This window comes from Youngiibacter fragilis 232.1, assembly GCF_000495435.3.
Taxonomy (GTDB): domain Bacteria; phylum Bacillota; class Clostridia; order Clostridiales; family Clostridiaceae; genus Youngiibacter; species Youngiibacter fragilis.
In genome coordinates this window covers 1-12,735 of record NZ_AXUN02000124.1, presented here as the reverse complement: position 1 = coordinate 12,735, position 12,735 = coordinate 1, and the positions used below count along the sequence as shown (strand labels likewise).

Genomic DNA, 12,735 nt, shown 5'->3' with positions numbered 1-12,735 from the left:
CTTAGCTTATCTTGTCGGCATTTACTACCATCTCAGTGTTTCCTTCTTTCCAATACTTGTTTATCGTCCTTACTAGAAGGTTCGGGGACTTTGGAAGCGCATCAACCACGTTTCCTGCGAGGTGAGGAGTCATTGTCAGGTTATCAAGCGAGAGCATTGGATCATCAGCCGGTACCGGTTCATCCCAGAATACATCCAGTGCTGCACCGCCTATCCTTCTTTCATTCAATGCCTCGTAAAGCGCTTCCTTGTCGATGATTGTCGCCCTTGATGTGTTTATCAGATACGCTGTTGGCTTCATCATACCAAGCAGTTCACTGCCAATACTGTTCTTCGTCTCAGGTGTCGCCCTCATATGCAGTGAAACTACATCACAGCTCCTGAAGATCTCCTCTTTCTCTGTCATCCTGACCTTGAGTCCAAGTGAGTCTGCCTTTTCCTGAGGCACATAAGGGTCATGTGCAAGCACTTTCATTCCAATAGCGGCAGCCTTTTCAGCAACAAGCTTTCCAATGTTTCCAAGCCCTATCAAACCAAGTGTCATTTCCCTGATTGTCGTTGTGTATCCGGCATTGACATAGTCCTTTCTCCATACTCCCGTCTTTAGTGCCGCATGGCCTCTTGCTATGTTCCTTGTCTCAGAGAAAATCAGTCCTATTGCAAAGTCGGAGGTTGCCTCAGCATTCCTTATCACATGTATGACCGGTATGTTCTTTTCCGTTGCTGCATCTACATCCACATGTTCCATTCCGCCTCTGCAGGTTCCTATTAGCTTCAGGTTCTTCCCTGCTTCAATCACCTTTCGTGCAACTGGGCAGAAATGCACGAGAAGTACGTCAGCATCTGCCACTGCTTCAATCAGACCTGCTGGTGGCTCTTCCGCTTCTGGTCCGTTCTTTTCAAGGTTCTGAGCTCTCTTCTGAAAATCCGGCCTGTCTGCCGTCTCCCAGATCAGGCTCTTTATCTCAATGTCCTCCGGAACTGAGAGATTCCTGACTGCTTCCTCAAGCAGCTCAAGACTTACTATCCTGTCCCCTACGATCACTATCTTCAAACCTATCACTCCTTAATTGAGTGGTTCGTTCCGCTTTGCAGAACGAACCACCAAATGTCTTTTTAAGCTGTCTGTTCCGCTTCTGCTGTCACCATGTTCCTGTAGCTTGTCGCTCTGTTTTCAAGGTACTCGTGAACTGCTGCCTTGTTCTTCTTGAAGAAGTAGAAGAATACGAGGTAGAGAGCTATTGTTCCGAATATTATCAGTGGGTTCATCGACAGGAACGCGAATGTAATTAGTCCTGCTGTCACATTGGACATTATGAACCCTATTATCAGTACTGTTCCCGATGTAACCTGGAATCCTACGTTAACCGCTATCTGAGTGAATACCGCTGCCCATGCTGATGCCATGAGAAGCTTAGCTGCGAATACTATGCTGGCTGCAACTACAGACTTGATTATGTTTCCATCGCTTAGGGATACCGGTACTTCAACCATGTAAGGGAGCGAAGGCAGAACCATAACAGGTATTACTATGTTGCCAGGCAGTATGAACGCAAGGAGAACCGCTATTGGTATTACAAGAAGTCCTGTAGTAAGCGTCGCCGCTTCTCCATAACCAAGAGCATCGTTTACCGCTATTATGAATTCCCTGTCTTTTCCATACTTGCTGTTCTTCAGGGTCTTCCTTGAATAGTCTGTTATTGTAGTGAACGCTGATGCGAAGAGTCCTGCTATCTTGGGGAATATGGCCATTACTGCCGCGCAGGTCACTGCTACGTTTGCGATCTGTCCCCATGAAGCCATGGCTCCCAGTTTCGCTATGTTTCCTACGAATCCGAGGATTACACCGACTATGAGTCCTATATACATCGGTTCGCCAAGGAATCCGATTCTCTTCTTAATAGTGTCAGGTCTTACATTGATCTTGTCGAATCCGATCTTTCCAAGCACATAGTCAAGGACCAGGTACATTGGGGCATCGCCCATATGGTGTGGAGCTGTCATGGCGCAGCCAGGATACCTGTAGTACGTCGACCACCTCTTCTGGACAACCTCTGCGATAAGGAGCACCACCATGTTGATGAAGAGCATTAGTGCGAAAGCTATCACAAGGTTACCTGTTATCTGGTAAAACATCGATCCCCAGACTATTATCGAGTAGTTGTTCCAGAGGTCTGAAGGCATGAATATGTCTGTCCACTTTATGAGGTAGAGGACAACCTGGAACACAAGCCCTACTCCTATGAACATCATTCCGATGTCTGTCGAGTATGCCACTGATGCTACCGCCTGCCAGCCGACATCAAGCGCAGGAAGGTTGATCCCTGTAGCTGATACTATCTGCTGTACAAGTGGCGAAAGGACCGCACCGAAGGCACTTGTTATGAATGCCATACCCTTGAGTCCGACTCCGGCAAGCACCGCTGATACGAATGCCTTCTTCGTCGGAGCTTTGAATATCTTCGCGATTACAAAAAGGATAATTGGTACCGTGATATAGTTGCCGAAGGTGTCAAAGAATTGTTTCAGAAAACTCCACATGTAAATACTCTCTCCTTTTCCGCTTTATTATAAATTATGAATCCCAAAATTAAAGCCTGTTACTTAGAGCTTCAGGTTTCCGACGACCTTGAGGAGTTCCTCGACGAACTCATCCTCATTGATCCCTACCAGGAAACCGGTGGCATTGAGTATTGGAACATTGTATTTGCCCTCAACAGGGCTTGTGTAGGCTATAAGGTCATAGTGCGATGATGCCATGGCCACTTCAACGCCCCCGGGACTGACCTCTGTTGCATCCATGTCATAGCCGTTCTCTTCAAGGACATCTGACAGCTTCGATGAAAGCATCGCCGAGCTGACCGTTCCTGATCCGCATACAGATAGAATCTTTACTGATCTCATGTGTTTCCCCCCCTTAATCTTCTAACATCCCCAGACAATCAAGGACCTCGTCTTCATTCTTCGAATCCCTGATCTTTCTCAAAAGTTCACCATCCTGTATTATGTGCATAAGCTTCCTGAGTGTGGCTATCTGCGAGTTTGAGTCCTTTATGACCAAAGGCATTATTATCTCACAGTCCAGCATGCTGTCTTTTGTTCCCATCATTGCAAACTGCACCGGCTTCCTTGGTATGATGACTCCTATCGCTGGCTTGTTGACCAGCTTGTTTGTAGTGTGAGGGATAGCTATGCTTATTCCCTTGCCCGGAAGTCCTGTCGGATATACCTTCTCCCTTTCAAGGACTTCATCCACATATCCGTCAGCCACATAGCCGTATTCAAAGAACAGGTTCCCTGCCTTCCTGATACATTCCTCGGCAGAACTGACATCAGCATCAAGGATCACCAGATTCTTGTTCAATATCCCCATTTCAATCACCTCCTTCTCTTCGTCTTCTTTTGCTACTGTCAGTTTATACTCAAAACATATTTCCGAAAATAACAAAAGCCTGCACAAAAATAAAACGTTTACTGCATATATTTGTGTCAGATGCACCATCCAATGATTAGCATTTAGTTGCGCTATTATAAATAAAAGTCACTTTCAAGAATACTTCGTATCTGAATAATGGTTCCATTCGTAACATTCGTAACATTATTTATCTCTTTTTTAGCTTAATCTATTACATACCAGACACACTTGACCTCTTATGTTTGGGTTTCAACCCTTGTCATTAAAATCATATTTGTCGTTTATTGACAGAACAAACAGATTATTTCATAATAAATAGGTAACCATTACAATAGCAAACAACAATGCTTATAGTATCTTTTCATCATAGTGTGTTGACAGCGTATTGGAGTTCTCATTTGATATTATTTTGAAAGGGAGGTATAAAAATGCCGAATTTTTATGACAAGCAATCAAGAGAAAGGATTGAAATGATAAACCAGGCACTAAGCATGAAGCATCGTTCACAGCCTTATGACTTTTCTAATATTGAGGATATAAAAGATGCTTTCATGTATACAGTAGCAGAATACATGGACTTCAAGAATTATTCTTCAGATTTGGGAGAACTGCTCGAGAAGTACGATGAGAGCATGGAATATTACTATCCTGTAACATGGCTGGATAATCCTGATGACTCTGATAAACACGATAAGAAAGTGCTGAAAGCCTACTCTTCCTTGAGAAAAGCAGGTGATGACATGCAATTCCTGGCACGCAGGTCAGAAAATGAAGTCATCAAACTTATAAGTCACCTCCTTTCTGGTAGCAAGGAGTTCAGGATTGGCATTTTGGGGAAAGCATACATTTATGATGAGGAAAAGATGTCAGAGATTATCGACTCCTCGTTCGACATTACCGATACATATAGTGTTGAGCAATCCCGTGATTCATTTGTAGAACTCATGGATGAGCACTTTGATGTTGAAGATTAGTCTCATCTTGGATCTTATGCCCACTGGTCTTGTCGATTGATTTCAGTTCTGGATATGGCTGACTTTTCTTCAAAATGGGCCAGAACCACCTTCTGTACTTTAGTGATTTATCAGTAAAAAAGAATACCGTGAATATGACTTTCAAGCAAAAAATCATCCTACCAAAAATTGCGATAGGATGATTTTTCAACTAAATTTAACTAACTATTCCTTAACCTCTTACATATAGTCCTTACTTTGCTCCCTAGTCTTTATCTCACCTGTTCTTTGTCACTTAAGGCAAAATAGCATTTTTCATATCTAGTTTTTATGATTCTACATTTTTAATATGCTATAAAAGTCTATTACATATATTAAATATTTATTTCATATACCTTTTCAATTCCTTATAGAAATTTTCTCTTGTTCCTGCCATTATTACTATTATTATTTCTCCATTATCTAATTGTGCTATCCTGTATGCCAATTCATAAGCATTGGAGTTCGGAGACTCGTGACTTCAGTCATGAGAGGAGAACTCCATTACACCCCTTTCGTTCGATCAGTATGGTATTCTGTCTTTTCAACAGTTTAATTTCCTTGAAGCTTGCACTCCTGTGGACAACCGAGCCATCCAGTTTGCGCAAGTCAAAATAACCAGATGTCCTTCTTCCGAAAATGAAGCATTCCTCGTCCCTGTATCTCACATGGTCAAACAGGCGGAATCCCTTGACTTCGTAAGCGGACTGATTCAGCTTTTTCTTTCCGCCCTTTAGGAAGTTCGCCTTGTGTATCTGTCGGTTGTGCTTCCTCTTGAACGCCTGATTGTAGATCTCATCGATCCTTTTGGCATTAAGGTTTCCGCTGATGCAGTAGGCATCAGCGCTATGGGTTTTCTCAATGTTATTATTTATTCGGTTGTTCTTCGTGATGTATCCATAGGTCATGGAAACCTCTGAGTACAGTTCCTGAAGACTGTTGTATACATACCATCTCATGATGCCCATGAAGCTTGAATGGCGGTATGACTTGTTTGGAGTAAGCTTAAGCTTTATCCTGCCTGCATGATGGCTCTTATGGCATGTCTCGCATAAGGTGACCAGATTGCCGGGAGAATCTCCTCCGGTCTTCCTGCTTTCCTTATGGTGAACATTCAGTACTCTGTCCTTTGACTTGCCATGGCAGTGCAGACATTCGTGGTTATCCCGCCAGAGAACATATTCCCTGGTATTCCAAAAACCCAACTGTTCCCCCTGCTGGTATTCTCTCCCGCTGATCTCAGGATTCCTGATCTTCTGGATATCGAAACTTGCTGTTTCAATCACTATCTTTGATATGGGAAGGATCCTGTGTACATTCCCGATTACCTTCAAGTGGCTGTCTACCTTATGCTTGACTGAGGGAGCAAGCCACCCTTCCTTTTTCGATGCGGTGCGGTTAAGAAACCTTGCCATTCTGTAGCGAAGGTGGTTTCTCCTTGCTCTTCGGTTCTGTCTTCTGGTGGACAGAAGCTCAGGGATATCATCCCGGAGGGTTATCTCTGAGACAAAAAGCTCTTTCTTCTCAGTAGTTGCGCTAAGTCCTACAACCTTGCTGCCCGCATCTACTCCAAGAGTGATTGGCTGAGTATATTCAGGAGAATCATACAGCAGCTGTATTGTGAATGGTGCCTTCTTACCACTTTTGCCTTGCCATCCTTCAACAGATGTTTCACTTTTCCATGCCGATTGGTAGGCATAAGCGGATTTCCATTTTTACTTAAAATGTAGACCAAACCGGCACCCCTTTCTTGATGTAGTTAAGTACATAATTCCGGCAAAATTGCCAGTTGGCATCCTTCGCCAATGTTGTAATTGCTTTTTACGCCTGCAACACCATTCCCGTTAACCCAGGAGAACTTTTAATCACAGGCAACAGAGCCACGGATTAGGATGGACGTCCGGGGGTGTTATGACAAAAACAACGTAGTGCCCGAAGCACTGAGGCTAATCAACCAGGCATAATGGATTGCTCCTCATGCCTTCGACTTCAGTCGAGGGTTAGTTGACAATTTGTGCCATTGTAGTAAATATCCAGAGAAAATATCCCGCTAAGATCACCTGTTTTCGCTTTTCCAATATATGGATTTTCACAGATTCTAATTATCGCTGTTTTGTATGCACTTTTTAGATGACTATCTTTTATCTTTCTGAAGTACTTCTCAGCAATCGGCATATAAGTTACAGGTAACATAACTCACTCCCCGTTTCCTAATCTCCAAAGATATCATCTGTCTTATCCGCATAATAAACAGAAGCCGATTCTGCTATCTTGTCTGCTTCTTCAATCAATTTTTCCACAGCTGGTTTTACTTTACGACTCATTTTTTTGAATTCGTCTAACAGCTTCTCTCCAGAATAACCCTGATTGATCAGATCCTTTAGAATCTCTTCAGCAAAATAAGACTCATCTGATTTAACAGGTATCAGTATCAACATTCCATTGGACTTGATACATTCAATCTCTTTGTCAAAACCAAGAGCTTCATAATACTTCGATGGTATTGTAATCTGACGTTTGCTTGAAATCTTAATTCTGGATTTCTCAAACTGTTCAGGTTTAGCAACTTTCTTTAATTCATTATTTGGGACAATCTTAGTGACCATCAATATTCTCGACCCCCTAAATATAGTAAGGATTCCAAGCTTCCTTACTTTATTATAAGCTTAATAATTAAATTGTCAAATCCAAGAATCGAAGACGCTTTCGAATATTTTCTTTCCGAAAACACAGTTGTCACATACAAGACTGGCTTGGTCGCCTGAATATTCACTAATCCACCTTACTCGTAGTTTTTATTTAGGTTATTACTCCTACCAAGCAAGTTTATCTATTGACCTCTACTTATGATATATAGATTTGATATTCGGTTCCCCACCCATAGAAAGTCCTGATCCTGCTTATCTTTGTACGTTATAATCAAATTCTCTAAAACCTTAATAATTAAAAGGAACTCCAGGTTATGAGTTTTAAAACCCACCAGATATAGAGTTTACTACTCTCATCTGGTGGGCATGTGTGACTCTGATTAAGTTTACACCTTTAAATCTGGTTTATAGCTAAACCCTACTCTTCGGAGTATAGCAGTTTATGGAGCTTGGTGTACATTTCATCACGGTACCTTATCTGTTCCATGTCCTTTCCATCGGAATAATCGTAGAAGCCTTTCTTGGACTTTACTCCAAGTTCTCCTGCCTCAAAGTGCTCCTTAAGCAGTCCGAATTCTTTGTCAGCGTTTGAAAGGTCGGCAAAAAGGTATGATGAGATGTTTCTGAATATGTCCAATCCACCCAGGTCAGCAACCTCGAATGGACCAAACACCGCATATCTAAGTCCCAATCCGTACTTCATGACATCATCCGCGCCATCAACTGTTGTGATTCCTTCCTGTACGATATTAAGGGCTTCTCTCATTATTGCGAACTGGATCCTGTTAAGCACAAAGCCAGGTGCATCGTGGACTTTAACTGGTTTCTTTTTGCATTTTACCGCCAGCTGATATATGACCTCTGCAGCATCTTCGGAGGTTTTGTCACCTGAAATGACTTCAACTAAAGGGATGATATGTGGAGGGTTGATCCAGTGCATTCCGCCAAATCGTTCCGGAAGATTAACCGCTTCAGCAATCCTCGTTATACTCAGGCCTGAAGTGTTGGAGCAGAGTACAGCATGGTCAGGAACTATCTTAGATACTTCTCCCCAGAATGAATGCTTAACCTCGATCTTCTCAAGAATCGCTTCAATAAGGAAATCCACATCCTTGAAGCCCTGGATGTCAGAACCATAGGAGATGCGCTTAAGCAATGCATCTGCATTTTCAGGTGTGAGCATCCCTTCCTTGACTTCTGTTTCATGGTTGAGAGTTATCAGCTTCTTTGCCCTTTCAAGCTGGGCATCTGCGATGTCATACAGATAAACCTCATACCCGAACTTGGCAAAGGTTTCTGCTAAGGAAGAGCCCATTGTACCGGAACCTGCTACACCAATCTTTTTGACTTCCATCTCAATCCCTCCAATAAACGTTTTCACCTACCATTATACAAGCCGGCGACATATTATCAAATGTGTTTTCCAATTTTTCTTTAACTGCATTTCTTCATTTTCATAAATCCAGTTGTATAGAGACTTCATTTTTCAACTATCTGCTGTTTTCCCAAATAAAATCCTTTAATTGCAAAATTTATAAAGTCAAATATGATGAAAATCACAAATTTCATATCAGCCTGACATAAATAATCCATAAGGATTCCAGACCGACCGGACCCCTTATGGATATTCCTTTTCCATATTAATTACGATCTTCGATTCAAGTCCTTCCGTCTGTTCAGCTGCCTTATAATGTCCGGTTTGGGCCTGGTATGACAACAGCTTGCTGGCCTAGAAGATTTCCTATGGAGAGCATCATTATCCCGAGAATAGACAGTACTCCAAAGAGGAGGGAAACATAAACCAGGATTGAATGTTCATTGCCATTTACCACGGCGATTACACCGACTATGGCTGCGATTATCCCGGCAAGAAACATAAGGTAGATCGTCGTTCCTAGTAGAGGGCTGTTTATTGGATTAGGGTATTCGATGGTGTTCTTCTGGACTGAGGATATCACACCCGCAGCTGCAGCAAGGCAAAGGGAAGTCATGAATAGCGCTACAGAATATTTTCCAGGACGAGTTTCAGGCATTACAACAATTTTCATGGAAGTCACACCCTTTCACCAATGCACTTTGGTACTCAAGCTAAAGAATGACCTGCCCATTTTGATCCGGCATTTTCAATAAAATCAACCATTAGGATTAACGTGGTTTGCTATTGCCTTCCCGATTTCAACTATCAGCAGAAGCAGCATTGAAAAACAGATGACCGATGCCCATTCAGACGCTGACAGGACTACAAGGTCAAGCGCTCTGCGCAGGCCAGGTACAAAGAAGGCAGCCAGCACAGTAATGATACCGGCCATCACAGACCAGATAAGCGGCGGGTTGGACATAAGCGGGTTCATGCGGTGAAGCGGCAGCCGCATGCTTCGATATGCAAATATATAGATCATGGAGTTCATAGCGAGGCTTGCGAATACGATGCTTCTGCCTTCCGCCGCGTTCTGGTGCATCATGTAGTAATGGTTGAACATATACAATGCAAACAATGCGCTGGACAGGCTTATGACTACAATCAGCGTGATGCCCAGTCTCGTCAGGATAGGTTCCTTGAGCGGACGGGGCGGTTCCTCCATGATCCCCTCTTCCTTGGGCTCGAATCCCAGCACTATGTCTGCAGGGCCGTCGCAGACCAGGTGAATCCAGAGTATCTGCCCTACAAGAAGCGGAGTCGGCCATCTCAGGACCATGGCGGCGAATATGGCAAGCACTTCAGCGAACGAGTTGGACAGCATATATGCCACAACTTTCCTTACGTTTGAAAATATGATCCTGCCTTCTTCTATAGCTGCTACGATCGTACTGAAATCATTGTCCAGCAGGATAAGGTCGGCAGTTTCCTTTGCCACATCAGTGGCTGTCCCCACCACCACGCCAATGTTGGCCCGCTTCAGCGCTGGAGCGTCGTTGACGCCGTCGCCTATCATGGCGGTTATCTCCCCGTTTTCCTGCAACGCGTTTATGATCCTGAATTTTTCCTGAGGCCTTATCCTTGCAAAAACCGACACAGCCGGGACCTTGTCCCTCAGCTCCGCATCTGACATTGCTGCAATCTGCTCCCCCTCCAGCGTTGATCCAGCCATCCCGGCGCCTTCAAGGAGCCCGATGCTCATGGCATTCTGTTCCGCTGTCCTCCGGTAGTCCCCGGTGATCATCTTGACCTGGATCTTCGCATTTCTGGCAGCCCGGATGGAATCCACCACATCCTCACGTATCGGGTCTTCCATGCCTACAAGCCCCGCCCAGGTGTATCCGCTTCCGTTATCACTGTATGCCAGTCCCAGAAGCCTCAGTCCGTCATCTGCCCATCGGTCTATCAGGTCACTTATCCCTTTCCTGCAGTTCTCCTCACATATGCATCTTGCCAGGACTATTTCAGGAGCACCTTTCATAAAATGAATGTTTTTACCTTTGAAAAGCTCTCCTGATACTTCCGCAACCATATATTTCGTGTCGCTGGTGAACATTTCTTCAGAATGCCTGACAGCCTGGTCGGCCAGTTCCTGCGGGTCAGCTCCGAGCTCTTTCCTGGCGTATTCCCACAGGGCGGTTTCCAACGGTCCTTCAAGGTTGTTGCAGAACACCATGGTCCGGATGGCATTGTCCATGTCAGTGAAGTCAGTTCTGCTGACTCTCATGCGCCCTTCCGTGAGTGTTCCTGTCTTGTCGGTGCATATTACTGTGACCGAACCCAGGGTCTCCACTGCAAGCAGTCGTTTTACCAGGCCCCTCCTCCTGAGTATTTTCCTCATTCCGAGTACAAGTATGACCATGACAGCAATAAGGAGCCCTTCCGGTACCGCTGCTATCGCCAGTATGATGGCGGTCCTCAGCATGTCAAGAAATTCTCTCCCCATTATCAGGCCTACCAGGAGTATCAGAGTCGTGGCAGAAGCGACAACCTTTGTAAGGAACCTGCTGAAGGATTTCAGACGAATCTGGAATGGTGTGTCACCCTCTTCCTGGCTGCTCAGGCTGGATGCGATCCGCCCCAGTTCAGTCTGAAGACCGGTTTTATCCACTTCAAGGATTCCTCTCCCCGTGACCGTCGTCGTGCCCATGAATACCTGTTGTGCTGTAAGCCTGGTAACAGGTTCGCACTCTCCGGTAAGAATGGATTCGTCAACGGTCATCTTAGCAGCTTCCACGAGCATGCCGTCCGCAGGAACCTTTTCTCCTGCACAGAGGATTACCAGGTCTCCAGGCACAAGTTCCCACACTTCCACCTCAGTCCGCTCACCATCACGGCAAACAGTCGTAGTCGGATGCAATAGTCCCTTCAGGGCCACATAGGTACGTTGAGCCTTGTACTCCTGGAAAAAACCTAAGACCACATCTGCCAGCACGACCACCATGATGATCCAGAAATCCCCGGTCTCCCCAAGCGCGAGGGATACACCCGCGGCAGCAAGGATAATATATATAAGCGGACTCTTCAGCTGATTAATTACGATCTCATGAACCGAAACGGGCTTTTCCTCCGGCAGGCGGTTTTCACCATATTCCTTTCTCCTTGTCAGGACTTCCTCTGAAGTCAGTCCCTTAAGCTTACGTTCGCTTTCCATGATATCACTTCCTTAATATCACATTTCAAGCATGTACGGTTTTAATCGTCCGGCAAAGGGCTTACAAATCCCACATGGTTCTGATCATGCGAATGCCATTCATAAGCTAAGCCTCCAGTGACACGGCAATGGTTATATCCGTCACTCCCAGCCTGTTTCCTTCCCTTTAATCATATCGTCATTAGTTTAACCAGACATATCAACATTATAAATAAATTAATAATGATTGCTGCTAATAAGCCATTCATCAGCATAATTGAAGATCCATCACATTTTGGATTCCAGACCACCTCAACTAATCCCGGACGCAAAGAACCCCCCTCAAGGTTTTCGCCAAGGGGAGGTCTTATCCGCAGATGAGTCAACTGCTGTTTTTCCACACTATTCGATCGATCAGGTTGAAACGGGTGGATCCGCCTGTACCTGGGGTGTCATCTACCGGTCAATAACCTAAGTTGCCCGCAAAATGATCCCTGCATCCCAGGATTCGGAAGATACCCGTAAGTCATTACGCAAATATGTTGGAGTCACAATTCCGCAGCCAGAATACCGGAATCATTCTTTCCTGAATGGACGTCGCCTGCCATCTCCAAAGCGATACCAAAGGGTTCCATGGCTCTTTTCAATATACAGCCTCAGTCCGAAGAGCTGTAAAGGGGTCCAGATTTTCCTGAAATTGTAAAATGGCATATCATCACTTCCATATCCAATATTCTGCAAGAAACCTGACACAATCCATGTATTTACATCAATTTACCTGTATTCATGACATGCTATTAATGTTTATTATATACAACACTATGCCTAAAGTCTATATTTCTCAGAATTTACTTATCCGCGCAGAATATTCGACACATTTGCAGTTATACCGACATTATGCGAGGGCACTGAAAAAGTACCGTACATTAATTAAGATCTGAGTTAAGAGCTCAGGTCTTTTTCTTTGGAATTCGAAGTAATATCTATTGTATATTTAATAGATATGTGGTACTATTAGTATAGGGTTATCTTATTTTTCGAGGTGCAGCATGATTAATTTCCAAACTGAAATGTCCTTAAGCAAGTATTCTGGTCTCTATGATTTAATCATCCCCAAGAACCATGTTCTT

The 12,735-nt window shown here is 44.2% G+C and carries 10 protein-coding genes and 1 pseudogene; 1 reads left to right on the top strand and 10 read right to left on the bottom strand.

What is annotated here, in order from left to right; all coding sequences use genetic code 11:
* Position 1: 1 nt before the first annotated feature.
* The 4 genes from T472_RS06475 to T472_RS06460 all read right to left on the bottom strand — a co-directional run bounded on the left by T472_RS06475 (position 2) and on the right by T472_RS06460 (position 3,373).
* A complete protein-coding gene (locus T472_RS06475) occupies positions 2–1,045 on the bottom strand; it encodes a 2-hydroxyacid dehydrogenase (protein ID WP_242864773.1) in 1,044 nt (347 codons plus the stop codon).
* 71 nt (positions 1,046–1,116) lie between these two features.
* The gene (locus T472_RS06470) at positions 1,117–2,541 is read right to left on the bottom strand and encodes a PTS galactitol transporter subunit IIC (protein ID WP_023383933.1); all 1,425 of its coding nucleotides are present in this window, start codon (positions 2,539–2,541) and stop codon (positions 1,117–1,119) included.
* 63 nt (positions 2,542–2,604) lie between these two features.
* Positions 2,605–2,904: a PTS sugar transporter subunit IIB gene (locus T472_RS06465; protein ID WP_023383932.1), complete on the bottom strand. Its 300-nt coding sequence runs from the start codon at positions 2,902–2,904 to the stop codon at positions 2,605–2,607.
* A 13-nt stretch (positions 2,905–2,917) separates the two neighbouring features.
* Positions 2,918–3,373, bottom strand: coding sequence for a PTS sugar transporter subunit IIA (locus T472_RS06460; protein WP_023383931.1), 456 nt, complete (start codon positions 3,371–3,373; stop codon positions 2,918–2,920).
* 470 nt (positions 3,374–3,843) lie between these two features.
* On the opposite strand from T472_RS06460, the gene T472_RS06455 reads away from it, so the two are divergent.
* Positions 3,844–4,389 (top strand): hypothetical protein, encoded by a 546-nt coding sequence (locus tag T472_RS06455; protein ID WP_023863450.1) that lies wholly within the window; start codon positions 3,844–3,846, stop codon positions 4,387–4,389.
* Positions 4,390–4,892: 503 nt separating this feature from the next.
* On the opposite strand, the pseudogene iscB reads toward T472_RS06455, so the two are convergent.
* The 6 genes and pseudogenes from iscB to T472_RS06425 all read right to left on the bottom strand — a co-directional run bounded on the left by iscB (position 4,893) and on the right by T472_RS06425 (position 11,626).
* Positions 4,893–6,106, bottom strand: a pseudogene (gene iscB / locus T472_RS06450) (RNA-guided endonuclease IscB).
* Positions 6,107–6,396: 290 nt separating this feature from the next.
* Entirely contained in the window at positions 6,397–6,600 is a 204-nt protein-coding gene (locus tag T472_RS06445; protein WP_023388072.1) for a type II toxin-antitoxin system RelE/ParE family toxin, read from the bottom strand.
* 17 nt (positions 6,601–6,617) lie between these two features.
* Entirely contained in the window at positions 6,618–7,013 is a 396-nt protein-coding gene (locus T472_RS06440; RefSeq protein ID WP_040906909.1) for an AbrB/MazE/SpoVT family DNA-binding domain-containing protein, read from the bottom strand.
* 460 nt (positions 7,014–7,473) lie between these two features.
* Positions 7,474–8,409 carry a 3-hydroxyacyl-CoA dehydrogenase family protein gene (locus T472_RS06435; protein ID WP_023388074.1) on the bottom strand — a complete coding sequence of 312 codons (936 nt, stop codon included), beginning with the start codon at positions 8,407–8,409 and terminating at the stop codon, positions 7,474–7,476.
* A 331-nt stretch (positions 8,410–8,740) separates the two neighbouring features.
* Positions 8,741–9,103: a hypothetical protein gene (locus T472_RS06430; protein ID WP_023388076.1), complete on the bottom strand. Its 363-nt coding sequence runs from the start codon at positions 9,101–9,103 to the stop codon at positions 8,741–8,743.
* Between the two features lie 84 nt (positions 9,104–9,187).
* On the bottom strand, positions 9,188–11,626 hold the full coding sequence (locus T472_RS06425) for a cation-translocating P-type ATPase (protein WP_023388077.1): 2,439 nt from the start codon (positions 11,624–11,626) through the stop codon (positions 9,188–9,190).
* Between the last annotated feature and the right edge of the window lie 1,109 nt (positions 11,627–12,735).

Bases quoted from the DNA above. Each gene is read 5' to 3' on its own strand.
- T472_RS06445 (WP_023388072.1), bottom strand. From the start codon at position 6,600: ATGTTACCTGTAACTTATATGCCGATTGCTGAGAAGTACTTCAGAAAG.
- T472_RS06470 (WP_023383933.1), bottom strand. From the start codon at position 2,541: ATGTGGAGTTTTCTGAAACAATTCTTTGACACCTTCGGCAACTATATC.
- T472_RS06440 (WP_040906909.1), bottom strand. From the start codon at position 7,013: ATGGTCACTAAGATTGTCCCAAATAATGAATTAAAGAAAGTTGCTAAA.
- T472_RS06430 (WP_023388076.1), bottom strand. From the start codon at position 9,103: ATGAAAATTGTTGTAATGCCTGAAACTCGTCCTGGAAAATATTCTGTA.
- T472_RS06465 (WP_023383932.1), bottom strand. From the start codon at position 2,904: ATGAGATCAGTAAAGATTCTATCTGTATGCGGATCAGGAACGGTCAGC.
- T472_RS06435 (WP_023388074.1), bottom strand. From the start codon at position 8,409: ATGGAAGTCAAAAAGATTGGTGTAGCAGGTTCCGGTACAATGGGCTCT.
- T472_RS06455 (WP_023863450.1), top strand. From the start codon at position 3,844: ATGCCGAATTTTTATGACAAGCAATCAAGAGAAAGGATTGAAATGATA.
- T472_RS06425 (WP_023388077.1), bottom strand. From the start codon at position 11,626: ATGGAAAGCGAACGTAAGCTTAAGGGACTGACTTCAGAGGAAGTCCTG.
- T472_RS06460 (WP_023383931.1), bottom strand. From the start codon at position 3,373: ATGGGGATATTGAACAAGAATCTGGTGATCCTTGATGCTGATGTCAGT.